Origin of the sequence: Pseudomonas palleroniana, from assembly GCF_003031675.1 — a bacterium.
In the GTDB taxonomy this organism is placed as follows: Bacteria; Pseudomonadota; Gammaproteobacteria; order Pseudomonadales; family Pseudomonadaceae; genus Aquipseudomonas; species Aquipseudomonas palleroniana.
The window spans coordinates 180896-197430 of the sequence record NZ_PYWX01000032.1; the positions used below are offsets into that span (position 1 = coordinate 180896).

13 protein-coding genes are annotated in these 16535 nt (G+C 62.8%); 9 read left to right on the forward strand and 4 right to left on the reverse strand.

Annotation, left to right across the window (positions count from 1 at the left end):
- Positions 1 to 17 precede the first annotated feature (17 nt).
- The 3 genes from eprS to C9383_RS12120 all read left to right on the forward strand — a co-directional run bounded on the left by eprS (position 18) and on the right by C9383_RS12120 (position 7825).
- Entirely contained in the window at positions 18 to 2975 is a 2958-nt protein-coding gene (eprS, locus tag C9383_RS12110; RefSeq protein WP_090371135.1) for an autotransporter serine peptidase EprS, read from the forward strand.
- Positions 2976 to 3026: 51 nt separating this feature from the next.
- Positions 3027 to 6110, forward strand: a complete 3084-nt coding sequence (locus tag C9383_RS12115) for an autotransporter outer membrane beta-barrel domain-containing protein (protein ID WP_090372415.1) — start codon at positions 3027 to 3029, stop codon at positions 6108 to 6110.
- Positions 6111 to 6394: 284 nt separating this feature from the next.
- Positions 6395 to 7825 (forward strand): polyurethane esterase, encoded by a 1431-nt coding sequence (locus tag C9383_RS12120; protein WP_090371133.1) that lies wholly within the window; start codon positions 6395 to 6397, stop codon positions 7823 to 7825.
- Here the strand turns inward: C9383_RS12120 and C9383_RS12125 are convergent, their stop codons facing one another.
- On the reverse strand, positions 7826 to 8092 hold the full coding sequence (locus C9383_RS12125) for a hypothetical protein (RefSeq protein WP_081086958.1): 267 nt from the start codon (positions 8090 to 8092) through the stop codon (positions 7826 to 7828).
- A gap of 178 nt (positions 8093 to 8270) precedes the next feature.
- On the opposite strand from C9383_RS12125, the gene C9383_RS28170 reads away from it, so the two are divergent.
- Entirely contained in the window at positions 8271 to 8435 is a 165-nt protein-coding gene (locus C9383_RS28170) for a hypothetical protein (protein WP_162843532.1), read from the forward strand.
- Positions 8436 to 8486: 51 nt separating this feature from the next.
- Here the strand turns inward: C9383_RS28170 and C9383_RS12130 are convergent, their stop codons facing one another.
- A complete protein-coding gene (locus tag C9383_RS12130) occupies positions 8487 to 8711 on the reverse strand; it encodes a YgdI/YgdR family lipoprotein (protein ID WP_060753092.1) in 225 nt (74 codons plus the stop codon).
- A gap of 188 nt (positions 8712 to 8899) precedes the next feature.
- On the opposite strand from C9383_RS12130, the gene C9383_RS12135 reads away from it, so the two are divergent.
- Together C9383_RS12135 and C9383_RS12140 are read left to right on the forward strand one after the other, a co-directional pair.
- Positions 8900 to 10546, forward strand: coding sequence for a VRR-NUC domain-containing protein (locus C9383_RS12135; RefSeq protein WP_060753091.1), 1647 nt, complete (start codon positions 8900 to 8902; stop codon positions 10544 to 10546).
- A complete protein-coding gene (locus C9383_RS12140) occupies positions 10543 to 12798 on the forward strand; it encodes an ATP-dependent DNA helicase (RefSeq protein ID WP_090372412.1) in 2256 nt (751 codons plus the stop codon). Before C9383_RS12135 ends, C9383_RS12140 begins: the two co-directional genes overlap by 4 nt.
- Positions 12799 to 12840: 42 nt before the next feature.
- Here the strand turns inward: C9383_RS12140 and C9383_RS12145 are convergent, their stop codons facing one another.
- Together C9383_RS12145 and C9383_RS12150 are read right to left on the reverse strand one after the other, a co-directional pair.
- On the reverse strand, positions 12841 to 13791 hold the full coding sequence (locus tag C9383_RS12145; protein WP_060753090.1) for an alpha-E domain-containing protein: 951 nt from the start codon (positions 13789 to 13791) through the stop codon (positions 12841 to 12843).
- A 2-nt stretch (positions 13792 to 13793) separates the two neighbouring features.
- On the reverse strand, positions 13794 to 15203 hold the full coding sequence (locus tag C9383_RS12150; protein ID WP_090371131.1) for a circularly permuted type 2 ATP-grasp protein: 1410 nt from the start codon (positions 15201 to 15203) through the stop codon (positions 13794 to 13796).
- 401 nt (positions 15204 to 15604) lie between these two features.
- Here C9383_RS12150 and C9383_RS12160 point away from each other — a divergent pair, with 401 nt between their 5' ends.
- The 3 genes from C9383_RS12160 (at position 15605) to C9383_RS28525 (ending at position 16534) form a co-directional block, all read left to right on the forward strand.
- A complete protein-coding gene (locus tag C9383_RS12160; protein ID WP_090371129.1) occupies positions 15605 to 16150 on the forward strand; it encodes a hypothetical protein in 546 nt (181 codons plus the stop codon).
- A gap of 70 nt (positions 16151 to 16220) precedes the next feature.
- Positions 16221 to 16388, forward strand: coding sequence for a hypothetical protein (locus tag C9383_RS28175; RefSeq protein ID WP_162843531.1), 168 nt, complete (start codon positions 16221 to 16223; stop codon positions 16386 to 16388).
- Positions 16389 to 16399: 11 nt separating this feature from the next.
- Positions 16400 to 16534, forward strand: coding sequence for a hypothetical protein (locus C9383_RS28525; RefSeq protein WP_268876210.1), 135 nt, complete (start codon positions 16400 to 16402; stop codon positions 16532 to 16534).
- Position 16535 lies beyond the last annotated feature (1 nt).

The following is a 16535-nucleotide window of genomic DNA, read 5'->3' on the forward strand; positions in this document are numbered from 1 at the left end:
CAATAAGGATGGTTTAGATGATCACCGATTCACCTCGCTTCAAACCCTTTACCGCCGGTTCCTTGCTGCTGTTGTCCGTTGCGGCGCAGGCGGCATACACCGAGACCGGTCAAGCGGGTAACCCCGCCAGTTGGCGCACCGCCGAGTTCCAGAGTGACTGGGGCCTGGGACGCATGAAGGCGGATGAGGCCTACGCCGCAGGCATCAGCGGCAGCGGCGTAAAAATCGGCGCCCTCGACTCAGGCTTCGACCCCAACCACCCGGAGGCGGCCAAGGACCGCTTCCACCCGGTCACGGCTACCGGCACCTACGTCAATGGCAGCCCGTTCAGCACTACCGGCGCGCTCAACCCCAACAACGACTCCCACGGCACCCATGTCACCGGCACCATGGGCGCGTCCCGTGACGGCGTGGGCATGCATGGCGTGGCCTACAACGCACAAATCTACGTGGGCAATACCAACGCCAACGACAGTTTCCTGTTCGGCCCGACCCCGGACCCCCAATACTTCAAGACGGTGTACAGCGCGCTGGTCGATTCCGGCGTGCGCGCCATCAACAACAGTTGGGGCAGTCAGCCCAAGGATGTCAGCTACCAGACCCTCGGCGATCTGCACGCCGCCTATGCCCAGCATTACAACCAGGGCACCTGGCTGGATGCGGCGGCGGACGTGGCCAAGGCCGGCGTGATCAATGTGTTCAGCGCCGGCAACAGTGGTTATGCGAATGCCAGCGTGCGCTCGGCACTGCCGTATTTCCAACCGGAGCTGGAGGGGCATTGGCTCGCGGTGTCGGGCCTGGATAAAGCCAACAACCAGAAGTACAACAAGTGTGGCATCGCCAAATATTGGTGCATTTCCACCCCGGGCGCGCTGATCAACAGCACCATCCCCGACGGCGGCTACGGCGTGAAATCCGGCACGTCGATGGCGGCTCCCCACGCCACCGGCGCGCTTGCGCTGGTGATGGAGCGCTACCCGTACATGAGCAATGAGCAGGCGTTGCAGGTGCTGCTGACCACCGCGACGCAGCTCGATGGTTCGATCACCCAAGCCCCCAACACCACGGTCGGTTGGGGTGTGTCGGACCTGGGCCGGGCGATGCACGGGCCGGGGCAACTGCTGGGCGCGATGAACGTGAACCTCGCGGCCGGGCAAGGCGATGTGTGGAGTAATGGCATCACCGATCAGGCGCTGATCCAGCGCCAGGCCGAAGACCGCGCCGAGCACGCCGCCTGGCAGCAAACCTTGCTCGACAAGGGCTGGCAAAACGGCGTGGCCGCGAATGCCAGCCAACAGGACAAGACCGATTACGCCATCGGCACCGCACGCGACCAGGCCGCCGCCCAGCGGGTGTACGAGGGCAGCCTGATCAAGTCCGGCGGCGGGCGGCTGGTCCTCAGTGGCGACAGCACCTATCGCGGTGCGACCACGGTCAACGGCGGCTTGCTGGCGGTCAATGGTTCGCTGGCATCGGCGGTGACGGTCAACGACAGCGGAACCCTCGGCGGCTCCGGGCGGATTGCCGCGCTGTCGGTCAATAACGGCGGCAGCGTGGCGCCAGGCAACTCGGTGGGCACCTTGCAAGTGGCCGGCGATGTGAACCTGGCGGCAGGCTCCACGTACGCCGTGGAGCTGACCCCCACCAGCAGCGACCGCATCGTGGCGGGAGGCAAAGCGCTGTTGGGTGGCGGCACGGTCACCCTCGCGCTGGAAAACAGCCCCACGTTGCTCAGCCAGAGCCAGGTACACAGCCTGATCGGCCAGCAGTACTCCATCCTCCAGGCGGCGGGAGGCATCCAGGGCCAGTTCGGCCAGGTGTTGCCCAACTACCTGTTCCTGGGCGGCACACTCGACTATGCGGCCAACGGCGTGCAACTGAATGTAGGGCGCAACAACGCTACCTTCGCCAGCGTGGCTGCTACCCGCAACCAGCGCAACGTGGCCGCCGCAGCCGAGCAGTTGGGCGCGGGCAATCCGGTGTACGAGAGTGTGTTGCTGTCGGACTCGGTGGCCACCGCCCGACAAGGCTTGCAGCAGTTGTCCGGCGAGATCTATCCGGCGATCGGCGCGATGCTGCTCAACGACAGCCTGCAACTGCGCGATGCCGTGGGCGAGCGCCTGCGGCATGTGCCGGTGAGCGGTGAACGCAACCTGTGGCTGAAGGCGCTCGGCGCCTGGGGCAAGACTGATAGCCGCAGTGAAACGGCAGGTTCGACCCGCTCCCTCGGTGGCCTGCTGGCCGGTGTGGACGGCGAGCTGGATGAACAGACCCGTGTCGGCGTGGTCGCCGGTTACAGCGACAGTTCGTTGAACATGGGCAGTGGCACCCATGCATCGGCGTCCATCGACAGCTACCACTTCGGCGCATATGCCGGGCGCGAGCTGGGCGATTGGCGCGTCAGCGTCGGTGGTGCCTACAGCTGGCATCGCGGCGATGTAAAGCGTGACTTGCAGTACGGCGCGGTCAGCGGCAAGCAAAAGGCCAAGCTTGAAGCGCGCACGGCGCAATTGTTCACCGAGGCGGCCTACCGCATTCACCTGCAACCCCTGGCCCTGGAGCCGTTCGCCAACCTGGCCTACGTGCACCTGGACAGCGATGCCTTCCACGAAAAAGGCGCTGCCGCCGCGCTGGAGCGCAGCCGCGATCAGCGTGACGCGGTGCTCAGCACCCTGGGCGTGCGTGCGCTGAAAACCCTGCCTCTGAATGATCGCCAGCAGCTTGAACTGTCGGGCTCGCTGGGCTGGCAGCACAGCCTCAGCGCGGTGCAATCGCAAGAGCATTTGGCGTTTGTCGCCGGCGGGCCGTCATTCGCCGTGGGCAGTTCGCCGCTGCTGCGCGATGCGGCGCTGGTCGGCGTGCAGGCCAGCCTGGCGTTGAGCCCATCCACGCGGGTCAACCTGGACTACACCGGCCAATTGGGGGGCAGTGAGAAAACCCAGGGTGTGGGTTTGAGCCTCAACTGGCAGTTCTGAGTTCAACAAGAAAAACCAAGAAAACTAAGGAAGGTCACCGTGAACAAACGAATTACCGCCACTCACACCGGCCCGGGCTACCCGCTCAAGGCTTTGAGCTGCGTGCCATACGGCGCGCTGCTGTGCTGCCTGGCAACCCTGGGAACCGCCCAGGCCGCACCCTATGTGGAAACCGGCAAGTTGGGCGACGCCGCCAGTTGGCGCAGCACTGAGTTCAAGGCTGACTGGGGCCTGGGCGCCATCCAGGCCGACACCGCGTACGCCGCCGGTTACACCGGCAAGGGCGTCAAGCTGGGGATTTTCGACCAGCCGGTGTATGCCCAGCACCCGGAATTCGCCAGCCCCGGCAAAGTGGTGACGATTGTCACCGAGGGCATCCGCCAGTACACCGACCCTTACATTCCGGTCAAGGCGGGCGACGCGTTCCGCTATGACGGCACGCCGTCCCAGGATTCCAATGGCAAGTTGGGCAACCACGGTACCCACGTTGGCGGTATTGCCGCCGGCAACCGCGATGGCGGGCCGATGCACGGCGTAGCCTTCAACGCGCAGATCCTCAGCGCGGAAAACGGTGACCCAGGCCCCGAAGACGGCATCATCCTCGGCAACGACGGTGCGGTGTACAAGGCCGGTTGGGACGGTCTGGTGGCCAGCGGCGCACGCATCATCAACAACAGTTGGGGGATCGGCATCGGCGCGCAGTATGCCAAGGGCGGTCGTGATCCGGCGTTCCCGAACTTCACGGTCAACGAAGCCCAGGCGCAGTTCAACAATATCCGGCCGATCCTCGGCACGCTGGCCGGTGGGGCTTATCAAGGGGCCATCGACGCCGCGCGCAGCGGCGTGCTGACCATCTTCGCCGCCGGTAACGACTACAACCGCAACAACCCGGATGCGATGTCGGGCCTGGCGTACTTTGTGCCGGACATCGCGCCGAACTGGCTGTCGGTGGCGGCATTGCAGCAAAATCCGGATACCACGAGTGCCACGCCGTATGTGATCAGTACGTTCTCGTCGCGCTGTGGTTATGCGGCGAGTTTCTGCGTGTCGGCGCCGGGCACCAAGATCTTCAGTTCGATCATCAATGGCACCACGCTGGAGAACCTCACCACCGATTGGGCCAACAAAAACGGCACCTCGATGGCCGCGCCGCATGTGGCCGGCGCCGCAGCGGTGTTGATGGAACGCTTCCCGTACATGAGCGGCGAACAGGTCTCCACCGTGCTCAAAACCACCGCCACCGACCTGGGTGCGCCGGGTATCGATTCGCTGTATGGCTGGGGCATGATCAACCTGGGCAAGGCGGTCAACGGGCCGGGTATGTTCATCACGGCCGAGGACATTCCCGCCGAGTTCCGTATCGATGGCGCCTATGGCAGCGGGCAGTTTGTCGCCGACCTGCCGGGCGTGGGCGCCGTGGTGGACGCGGGCAAACCCACCCAGCGCCTGTGCACCGACGTGCATTGCGGGCGCGATGTGTGGAGCAATGACATCTCGGGCCACGGCGGCCTGACCAAGCAGGGCATCGGTACGCTGGTGCTGACCGGTACCAATACCTACAGCGGTCCGACCCTGGTCAACCAGGGGTTGCTGGCGATCAACGGTTCGGTGACCTCCGACGTCAGCGTCAGCCAGGGCGGTGTGGTGGGCGGCTCCGGGCGTATCGGCTCGCTGGCCGCGAAAAGCGGCGGCACCGTGGCGCCGGGCAATTCCATAGGCACCCTGAATGTGGCGGGCAATGTCACGTTTGACGCCGGTTCGACCTACGCGGTGGAGTTGTCGCCGACCAGCAGCGACCGGATCGTTGCCGGTGGCACCGCCACCCTCAACGGCGGCACCGTGACCCTGGCCCTGGAAAACAGCCCGACCTTGTTGAGCGCGGCACAGGCCGACAGCCTGATCGGGCGGCAGTACAACATCCTGCAGGCCGCCGGCGGTGTGACCGGCGCCTTTGGCGCGGTACTGCCCAACTACCTGTTTATCGGTGGCACCTTGAACTACGGCGCCACCGGTGTGCAGTTGGACGTGGCACGCACCAACAGCTTTGCCAGCGTCGCCGCCACGCCTAACCAACGTGCGGTGGCCGGCGCCGCCGAGCAATTGGGCGCGGGCAATGCGGTGTATGAAAGCCTGTTGCTGGCACCCAATGCCGCCTCGGCGCAAGGTGCCTTCCAGCAACTGACCGGCGAGATCTACCCGGCCCTGCAGAGCGCGCTGATCAACGACAGCCGCTATGTGCGCGAAGCCGTGGGCGAGCGCCTGCGCAACGGTGAGATGGGCTCGCGCAGCGATACCCTCGACAGCCGTGGCAACGTGTGGGTCAAGGCGTTGGGGGCGTGGGGCAAGACCGACAGCCGCAGTGAGACGGCGGGTTACACCACGTCCATCGGCGGCATGCTTGCCGGGGTGGATGGCGCACTGGACGAGGCGACCCGCATCGGTCTGGTTGCCGGCTACAGCGATACCTCGCTGAACATGGGCAACGACACCCACAGTCGCGCCTCGGTCGACAGCTACCACTTGGGCGCTTATGCCGGGCATGAAATCGGCGCCTTGCGCCTGAGCGGCGGCGCGGCGTACAGCTGGCATCGCGCTGATATGAAGCGTGACCTGCAATACGGCGACGTTTCCGGCAAGCAGAAAGCCAAGGTCGACGCCCGCAGCACCCAGGTGTTCGGTGAAGCGGCTTACCGCGTCAACCTGCAACCGTTGGCCCTGGAGCCGTTCGCCAACCTGGCCTACGTGCACCTGGACACCGATGGCTTTACCGAGAAGGGCGATGCCGCCGCACTCAAAGGCCGCGACGACAGCCGCGACGTCGTGCTGAGCACCTTGGGCGCACGTGCGTTGAAGACAATCAACCTCAACGATCACCAGGCGCTGGAAGTGTCCGGCACCCTGGGTTGGCAGCACAACCTGAGCCGCGTGGGGTCGGAGCAGTCCCTGGCCTTTGCCTCGGGCGGCCCGTCTTTTGCGGTGCAGAGCGCGCCGCTGGTGCGCGATGCGGCGCTGGTGGGCGCGCGGGTCAGCCTGGCGTTGACCAAGGATGCACGGGTGAACTTTGACTACAACGGCCTGCTGGCCAGCAAGGAGAACGTCCACGGCGTCGGCTTGAGCCTCGACTGGGCCTTCTGACCGTGTAGTGAGCGGGCTCGCCCTAATGCCTGTCAGTTAAGCGACGAGTGGACGATGGATAACCTGTGGGAGGGGGCTTGCTCCCGATGGACTGCGTAGCAGGCCCATTTTTGAGGCCGCTGCGCGGCCTATCGGGAGCAAGCCCCCTCCCACAGTGACCGCGTTACGCCTTAACTGACTGGCATTAGGGCTCGCCACCCAGCGCGGGGCAAGCCCGCTCACTACATACGTTCGACATAGGACAAACGCTTTCTCGACAAATCCAACAACAGAGAGGCACTACCATGGGTATCTTTGACTATAAAAACCTCGGCACCGAGGGCTCCAAAGCGTTGTTTGCCGATGCCATGGCGATCACGCTGTATTCCTATCACAACCTGGATAACGGCTTTGCCGTGGGCTACCAGCACAACGGCTTTGGCCTCGGCCTGCCGGGCACACTGGTCACGGCGTTGCTGGGCAGCACGGATTCACAAGGCGTGATTCCGGGCATCCCCTGGAACCCCGACTCGGAAAAAGCCGCCCTTGAAGCCGTGCAAAAAGCCGGCTGGACGCCCATCAGCGCCGCAACCCTGGGTTACGAGGGCAAGGTCGACCAGCGGGGTACGTTCTTCGGTGAAAAGGCCGGCTATACCAGCGCCCAGGTCGAGGTGCTGGGCAAATACGATGACGCCGGCAAGCTGCAGGAAATCGGTATCAGCTTTCGCGGCACCTCGGGGCCACGGGAGCACCTGATCAGTGACTCCATCGGCGACCTGATCAGCGATCTGCTGGCCGCCTTGGGGCCTAAGGATTATGCCAAGAACTATGCGGGCGAAGCGTTCGGCAACCTGCTCAAGAACGTGGCCGATTATGCCGGCGCCCATGGCCTGAGCGGCAAGGACGTGCTGGTCAGCGGCCACAGCCTGGGCGGGCTGGCGGTCAACAGCATGGCGGACCTGAGCAACAGCAAGTGGGCGGGCTTTTACCAGGACGCCAACTATGTGGCCTATGCGTCGCCCACCCAAAGCGCCGGCGACAAGGTGCTCAATGTCGGCTATGAGAATGACCCGGTCTTCCGCGCACTGGATGGCTCATCCTTCAACCTGTCGTCCCTGGGTGTGCACGACAAGCCGCATGAGTCGACCACCGACAACATCGTCAACTTCAACGATCACTACGCCTCCACCTTGTGGAATGTGCTGCCGTTCTCCATCGTCAACCTGCCTACCTGGCTCTCCCACTTGCCGTTCGGCTATGGCGATGGCATGACGCGTATCCTCGAATCCGGCTTCTACGACCAGATGACCCGCGACTCGACGGTGATAGTCGCCAATCTGTCCGACCCGGCGCGGGCCAACACCTGGGTGCAGGACCTGAACCGCAATGCCGAGGCCCACAAGGGCAATACCTTCATCATCGGCAGCGACGGCAACGACCTGATCCAGGGTGGCAAGGGCGCGGACTTTATCGAAGGCGGCAAGGGCAATGACACGATCCGTGACAACAGCGGGCATAACACCTTCCTGTTCAGCGGCCACTTTGGCAACGATCGGGTAATTGGCTACCAGGTCACCGACAAGCTGGTGTTCAAGGATGTGGAAGGCAGCACCGACCTGCGTGATCACGCCAAGGTGGTCGGTGCGGACACGGTGCTCACCTTTGGCGCCGACTCGGTGACCCTGGTCGGCGTGGGGCAGGGTGGGCTATGGGCTGACGGCGTCAGCATCGGCTGATCAACGCCAATGGCGCTCCCGCCAGCCGTGATCCCAATGCGGCCGGTGGGAGTAGCCATAACCGTAGTAGGGGCGTGGAGAGTAATAGGGGCGTGGCCCGTAACCCCAATGCGCGTAATAGATCGGTGGGGGTGGGGGCTGTACCACGATCACCCGGGGTGCCTGGCGGATGATGATGGTGTCGGCAAAGGCGGGCGTACTCGCCAGGGCCGCCAGGGTCAAGGGAATGAGTAAAAGCGCGCGTACCGCTCGGGACATGCGTGCCATGGCCTTGGTTCTCCGTGCTGCCGCCCTCGAATGAAGGCGGCTTATCGGTTAAACGCAGCGGCGTGGAAAATCCTTCGCTAAATAAATCTTTAACTTCCCATCGCGACGGATCGGCCGGCGTGCACGCGTTTAACGGTCAAGCGAGCTGTTTCGCGTGATCACGTGGGAGGAATCGAACATGTCCCGTTTACGATTGTTGCTGTGCGCCCTGGTCCTGCTGGGGTTGGGCGGGTGTGCGGTGTACCCGGCGTATCCGGCCCCGTGCTGTTATCGCCCGTACTACCACTCGTACTATTACCATCCCTACTATCACCCGTATTACCACCCGTACTACCGGTATTGACCGAGGGATGCCCCTTAACAAAAAGCCCCGCATTTGCGGGGCTTTTTACTGTCATTTTTCTTTGATGACGGTCGCCACATCCGCGGCTTTTACGCGTATGTGCTTGCCGGCGATGTCGGTGAACTCGTAGAAGCCGTCGGCTGTCTTGGCGTTGGGGACGTCCTTGGTCAAATACTGTGTGCCATTTTGCAATGTGACCACGGTTTGTGTCGCACACCCGGCCAACAGCACAAAAGACAGTGCAACCAGTGGCAGACCCAAATTCTTCATGTTCATAACCCTTACCCTTAACCCTGAAAAATCCCGTAGCCAGGGGCTGCGGGCCCTAAATGTTACGCCATCAACTGAGCTATCTGATCACTTTTATACAAAAAGTTGCGTGCGCCATTTATCTATTAGCGATTGCAACAGCCGCTGGGTGGCGGCACTCTGTATGCATAACCAGTATTCGATCAGCGCGTGACATGGCCAACCCCCTCGACGATCCCCTGTATTACCTGCATAACTTCCGTCAAGTACTGCTGTGGCTGGGGCAGCGCTATGCCGATTTGCTCGATGCGCACGAAGTGCATTTTATTCAGCAGTTCGACAGCTTGCCGCAGGCGTCCCAGGCGCTGCTGGTGCGCATGGTGATGCGCAAGGGCGTGCATTTTCGGGCGAGCAAACTCAATTACCTGGAAATTGGTTGCACCCACACGGCAGCGCTGGCACTGGTGCAGCAGGGTTGGGTCGATGACCAGTGCCCGCTGGGCTTTGAAGCACTGTTCGCCGTCCTGCAGAAAGGCGAAATCCTCGCGGCCTTCAAGCCCTGGATCGAGCAACCCAAGGCCAGGAAAACCGATTGGCTGGACGCGTTGGCGGCGCGGTTTACCGAGCCCCGGCATTTTGCCCAATGGTGCCCGGACCTTGAAGACACCCTCTATAGCCTCACGGTGATGGACCTGTGCGACCGCCTGCGGCTGATGTTCTTCGGCAACCTGCATCAGGATTGGTCGGAGTTCGTGCTGGCGGACCTGGGCATCTACACCTACGAAAAGGTCGAGTTCTGTGCGCAGTCCCGTGGCTTGCGTCACCGTGATGACGTGCACGGCTTTCTGTTCCTGCATCAGTGCCAGCAAGCGTTTGAAGCGGGGCAGACGCTGGACGTGGTACTCGCGCAAATCGCCACGTTTGCCACCGATAACCCCTGGCTGGAAAAGCGTCGCGCCAAGTTGTTGTTCCAGATCGGCCAGTATTGCGAACGCAGCGCCGAGCTGGACTTGGCGCAACGGATCTATCGCGAGTGCGCGCACCCCGGCGCGCGTTCGCGCCTGATCCGGGTGCTGGAGCGCCAAGAGGACTATGCCCAGGCCATGGCCCTGGCGTGTGCGGCGCAACAGGCGCCGGAAAGCGCCGCCGAACAGCAACACCTGCTGCGCGTGCTGCCGCGTCTGCGCCGCAAGCTGGGGGAGCCGGCGCTGCCCAGGATCAAGCCCCGGGCCATCACCCGCCTGGACCTGGACTTGGCGCTGCCCGAACCGCTGATGTCGGTGGAGTATTGCGTGCAGGCCCATCTCAGCGAGCCGGATGCGCCGGTGCATTATGTCGAGAACGGGCTGATCAATTCGCTGTTCGGCCTGCTTTGCTGGGACGCGATCTTTGCGCCGTTGCCGGGGGCGTTTTTCCACCCGTTCCAGCGAGGGCCGGCGGATTTGCACAGCGAAGATTTTCATCAGCGCCGTGCACCGCTGTTCGCGGCCTGTTTCGAGCAGTTGCAAGATGAGCGCTACAAAACCAGCATCCGCCAGCGCTACGCAGACAAATGGGGCATCCAATCGCCTTTCGTGTTCTGGAACCTGCTCAGCGAAGCGCTGCTGGAGCAAGCCCTGGACTGTTTGCCCGCCGAGCACTTGCGCTATTGGTTTGAACGCTTGCTGCTGGACATCCGCGCCAACCGTAGCGGCATGCCGGACCTGATCCAGTTCTGGCCCGCCCGCAAAACCTACCGCATGATCGAGGTCAAGGGGCCGGGCGACCGCCTGCAAGACAACCAGCTGCGTTGGCTGGAGTTCTGCGGCGAGTACCAGATGCCGGTCACCGTCTGCTACGTGCGTTGGGCGCAACCGGCTTGAGCTACAGCGTCGCGGTACGCGCGTTGTGTGAGTTCACGGCCAAGGTCGGTGACCTGGACCTGCGCTTCACACCGTCACCCAGCGCCCAGGAAGGCATCGTCGGGCATCGCACGGTGGCTTCGCGGCGCAGCGCGCATTATCAAAACGAAGTCGCCCTCGAAGGCGAATATGCACAACTGAAGGTGCGGGGCAGGGCGGACGGCTATGACCCGGATGCCAATCGCCTGGAGGAAGTCAAAACCTATCGCGGCGACCTCGGCGCGCAGCCCGCCAACCACCGGCAATTGCATTGGGCCCAGGTCAAGGTCTACGGCTGGCTGATGTGCCGCAAGCTCGGCCTTGGCGAGATCGACCTGGCGCTGGTGTACTTCGACATCGTCGGCGAAGGCGAAACCCTGCTCAACCAGCGTTTCACCGCAGTGGAGCTGGAGCAGTTCTTCAACCAGCAATGTGCGCTGTTCCTTGGTTGGGCCGAGCGCGAGATGCAGCATCGCGACGCGCGTAACAGCGCGGCGCAACGCCTGGCGTTCCCGCATGCGGCCTTTCGCCCCGGCCAGCGCCCGTTGGCCGAGGCGGTATACAAGGCCGTGAGTACCGGGCGTTGCCTGATGGCCCAGGCGCCGACCGGCATCGGCAAGACCGTCGGCACGATTTTCCCGATGCTCAAGGCACTGGCGCCCCAGCAATTGGACAAGCTGTTCTTCCTCACGGCCAAGACCCCTGGGCGCAAACTCGCCCTGGACGCGGCGCAGGTGCTCTACGGCAGCAGCCCCGATCTGCCGCTGCGCGTGCTCGAGCTGGTCGCGCGGGACAAGGCTTGCGAACACCCGGACAAAGCCTGTCATGGCGATGCCTGCCCATTGGCCAAAGGTTTTTACGACCGCCTGCCGGCCGCACGCAAGGCAGCATCCCAGGTACGCCTGCTGGACCAGCGCAACCTGCGCGAGGTGGCGCTGGCCCACGAGGTCTGCCCGTATTACCTGAGCCAGGAAATGGCGCGCTGGAGCGACGTGGTGGTCGCCGACTACAACTACTATTTCGACTTTGGCGCCATGCTGTTCGGCCTGGCCCAGCTCAACCAATGGCGCGCCGCCGTGCTGGTGGACGAAGCCCATAACCTGGTGGAGCGCGCGCGTGCGATGTACAGCGCCAGCCTCGACTCCTATGCACTCAAGACCTTGCGCGACGTCGCCCCCGACCCCTTGAAAAAGCCTTTGCAGCGCCTCAACCGTGAGTGGAATGCGCTGCACAAGGACCAGCTCGCGCCGTACCAGGCGTATGCGAGCAAACCCGACAAACTGCTCCAGGCCCTGAGCCTGACCACCAGCGCCATGGGCGAGTACTTCAACGACCACCCCGAGGCGCTGTCCGGCGACTTGCAAGCGTTCTACTTCGAAGCGCTGCAATTTGCCAAGGTGGCCGAGTTGTTCGACGAACATTTTCTCTTCGATATCAGCAAGCGGCCGTTCGGCGGCAAACGCAGCGCTTCAACCCTGTGCCTGCGCAACCTGGTGCCCGCCGAATTCATCCGGCCCAGGCTGACGGCGGCCCGCAGCAGCGTGCTGTTTTCCGCGACCCTGAGCCCGCGTCACTATTACGCCGACCTGCTTGGCTTGCCGGCGGACACCGCCTGGATCGACGTGGAGTCACCGTTCAAGGCCGAGCAACTGCGCGTACGTATTGTTGATCAGATCTCCACACGGTTCGTGCACCGCCAAGCTTCGCTGGAGCCGATCGTCGAGTTGATTGCCCAGCAGTTCGCCGCGCAACCGGGCAACTACCTGGCGTTTTTCTCAAGCTTCGATTACCTGCAACAGGTGGCGCAGTTGATGGCCGAGCGGCACCCGCAGGTTGCGTTGTGGTTGCAGTCACGCGGCATGGCCGAGGCGCAGCGGCAGGCGTTTCTCGACCAATTCACCCAGCACAGCCAGGGGGTCGGCTTTGCCGTGCTGGGCGGTGCGTTTGGCGAAGGCATTGATTTACCCGGCGCGCGCTTGATCGGGGCATTTGTCGCGACCTTGGGGCTGCCGCAACTGAACCCGATCAACGAACAGATGAAAGCGCGCATGGGCGCTATCTTCGGCTCGGGCTACGACTACACCTATTTGTACCCAGGCCTGCAGAAAGTGGTGCAGGCGGCGGGGAGGGTGATCCGCAGCCAACAGGACCGAGGTGTGGTGATGTTGATCGATGACCGCTTTGGCGAGGCGCGGGTGCGCCAATTGTTGCCGCGTTGGTGGTTGATTGAGTGATGCCCAACCCAACCACCTGCGGACCACACGCGTGGCCGCGCCTCAGACGACTTCCAGGTAAGAGCTATGAATCGCCCGCGCCAACTCGCGCACGGTGTCGATGAACTCGGTCAGCCGGCTATGCAAGCCGTCTTCAAGGATTTCATCGATGCCGGTATAGCGCAGTCGCGCCTCGAACTCCGCCGCCAGGCGCTGCGCCGAGCGCCCGTAACTGCCGGGCAGGTCCGCCAGGATATGGCTCAGTTCCTCGATGCACGCATGCAACGAACGCGGTACATCGCTGCGCAATAGCAGCAACTGCGACACCGAGCGTGCGTTCAGCGCATTCGGGTACAACTCGGTGTACGCCTCGAACGACGACAACGCGCGCAGCAGCGCGCTCCACTGGTAATAACCGCGTGCCGACAGGTCGCTGACTTCTTCCGACTCTTCGCCAAACATCTCGTAGCGCGCATCCAGCAGGCGCAAGGTGTTGTCTGCGCGCTCGACAAAGGTGCCCAGGCGGATAAACCGATAGGCATCATTGCGCATGATGGTGCCCGAGGTCGCGCCTCGGAACAGGTGCGAGCGCTGCTTGACCCAGTCGCAGAAGTGGCTGATGCCGTGGCGTGCCAGGCCACCGGCGGCGATGCTGCGCATTTCCAGCCAGGTGGCGTTGAGGTTCTCCCACATGTCGGCGGTGATGCGCCCGCGTACCGCATGTGCATTGCCCCGGGCGGCGCGCAGGCAGTTGTAGATACTGGCGGGGTTTTCCGCGTCGAGGGCGAAGAAGTGCAACATGCGCTCGGCGTCCAGGTGCTTATGGCGTTCGAGGTAGCTGTCCAGGGTGCCGCTGCTGAGCAACGACATCGCCAGTTCGTCCAGGCCATCGCTGCGCCCGGCCTGGGGCATCAACGACAGCGAGTAACTGACTTCCAGCATGCGCGCCAGGTTCTCGGCACGTTCCAGGTAGCGGGACATCCAGTACAGATCTGCGGCGGTTCTACTCAACATACTCAGTCCTCCACCACCCAGGTGTCTTTGGTTCCGCCGCCTTGCGACGAGTTGACGATCAGCGAACCTTCCTTCAACGCCACGCGGGTCAGGCCGCCGGGCACCAGGCGGGTTTCCTTGCCCGACAACACAAACGGTCGCAGGTCGATATGCCGTGGCGCGATGCCGTTTTCGACAAAGGTGGGGCAGGTCGACAGGCTCAAGGTGGGCTGGGCGATGTAGGCGTGGGGGCGGGCCTTGATGCGTTGGCGGAAATCTTCGATCTCGGCGGCCGTCGAGGCCGGGCCCACCAGCATGCCGTAGCCGCCGGAGCCCTGGGTTTCCTTGACCACCAGCTCGCCCAGGTTAGCCAGCACATGGGACAGTTCATCCGGCTTGCGGCACTGGAAGGTCGGCACGTTTTGCAGGATCGGTTCTTCGCTCAGGTAGAAGCGGATCATGTCCGGCACATAGGGGTAGATCGACTTGTCATCGGCCACCCCGGTGCCAATCGCATTGGCCAGCACCACGTTGCCCGCGCAGTACGCGGCGACCAGGCCAGGAACACCCAGCATGGACTCCGGGTTGAATGCCTGTGGGTCGAGGAACGCATCGTCGATACGCCGGTAAATCACATCCACGGCCTTGGGGCCGTCGGTGGTGCGCATGAACACCTTGAGGTCGTGCACGAACAGGTCGGCGCCTTCGACCAGTTCCACGCCCATTTCCCGGGCGAGGAACGCATGTTCGAAGAACGCGCTGTTAAAGCGCCCGGGCGTCAGTACCACCACATTGGGGTTGTCCAGGCGGCTGGAGCTTTTCAGGGTCTTGAGCAGCAGGTTGGGGTAGTGGTCCACCGGTGCAATGCGCTGCTTGGCGAAGACTTCCGGGAACAGGCGCATCATCATCTTGCGGTCTTCGAGCATGTAGCTCACGCCGCTGGGCGTGCGCAGGTTGTCTTCGAGCACGTAGTAGGTGCCATCGCCGTCGCGGACCAGGTCCACACCCGAAATGTGCGAGTAGAGGCCGCGGTGCAGGTCCAGGCCGACCATCGACTTCTGATACCCCTCGTTGCCCAGCACCTGGTCCGCCGGGATGATGCCGGCCTTGATGATGCGCTGGTCGTGGTAGATATCGGCAAGAAACAGGTTGAGGGCGTTGACCCGCTGAATGCAGCCGCGTTCGATCACGCTCCATTCACTGGCGGGGATGCTGCGCGGGATGATGTCGAAGGGGATCAGGCGTTCGGTACCTTGCTCGTCGCCATAGAGGGTGAAGGTGATCCCGGCGCGATGGAACAACAGGTCAGCTTCGCGACGCCTCTGGGCCAGCAGTTCCGGCGGCGTGTTGGCCAGCCAGCGTGAGAAGTCCTGATAGTGCGCACGGCACACGCCGTTTGCGTCATTCATTTCATCAAAGAAAGATCGAGCCATTCCAGTACCTTGTCAGTGCCGAGTGCAGCTTGATGGCACTGCCGCTTCAAAAAACGCATTTTTTATAAGGCCGTGGCGCACAGTGCCAGCGGACCGGGTCCTTACTTTCTTATGGGGTCGGCTCTGGGTCGGGGGGTAACGAAAGCTCCTGCAGGTGAGCGCGGTAGTGGGTGATGAAAGGGTTAAGCAAAGCTTGTGCCTAAACCACCTGTAGTGAGCGAGCTTGCTCGCGCTGGGCTGCGCAGCGGCCCCAACAAAAACGGGAGCGCTGCGCACTCCAGCGCGAGCAAGCTCGCTCACTACAGGGGCAGGCGGTGCGCCAAATGGGTGCGTGACAATGTTTGAACTTCACCTTGCCGTGATTCTTCTAACGACACTTGACACCTTAATGGAGCACCGCCGTGCCCAGAATCATCTCGCCGGATACTCCCGAAGCGGCGCTGACCGATCACAGCGAACACAACGCCAAGATCTTCGGCTCGCCCAAGGACCGCCTGGATTTCTATCGCCGAGAGATCCAATACGAAACCAGCATCCTGGCCAACCGCACCGATGCTTACCTCACCGCGCAGTCATTTCTGGTGATTGCGTTCGTCTCGGGCATGGGCAATCTCAATCCCGAGTGGGGCAAATTCTTCACGCTGGTGGTGCCGGTATTCCTCGCCGCCCTGGGCATCCTCAGTTCGTTGAACGCCTGGCCGGGTATCCGCGCCGCCTACGAAATCATCGACCATTGGCACTACAAGCAGAGCGAACTGCTGCGCAGCGAGCCGGTGATGGGGCTGGCGTATGACGATTCGCCGCTGTTCTGCGAAACGGAGTCATCGCACAAGGGCTATCGCAAGTCGCTGTTGTTTTCGATGCGTGCGCCCTGGTTGTTCATGGTGTTCTGGGTAGTGCTGGGCGCCTATGCGTTCTACATCCAGGTGGATAACCCGGTGTCTTGAATCAATTGAACTTCAGCGCCGGGAGCGTGCCCTTAACTTTACCCGGCCGATATTTTCCAAGAGGTGCCCCATGAACCCACACCCACACCCACAACCTGCCACCGGTGCCGATGCCCCCAAGGACCCGACGCCAGCTAAAGACCCCAAGGCCAAGGAAAACGACTACAGTCCAGACTTCAAGCCCGAGCGCGAGCCCAAGCCTGAAACCGATGCCGATATCGATACCCAAGGCGGTTAGAGGGAACGGTCATGTCAAAAGAGCCTGATGAAGAACTCAACGACCCCGGCAATGAAGACCCGGGGTCGTTGATGGATGATGCACAAGTACCGCTCAAACCGTTGGATGAAGCGCCGCAGGCCGGCACTACAGAGCCCCAGGATTGAG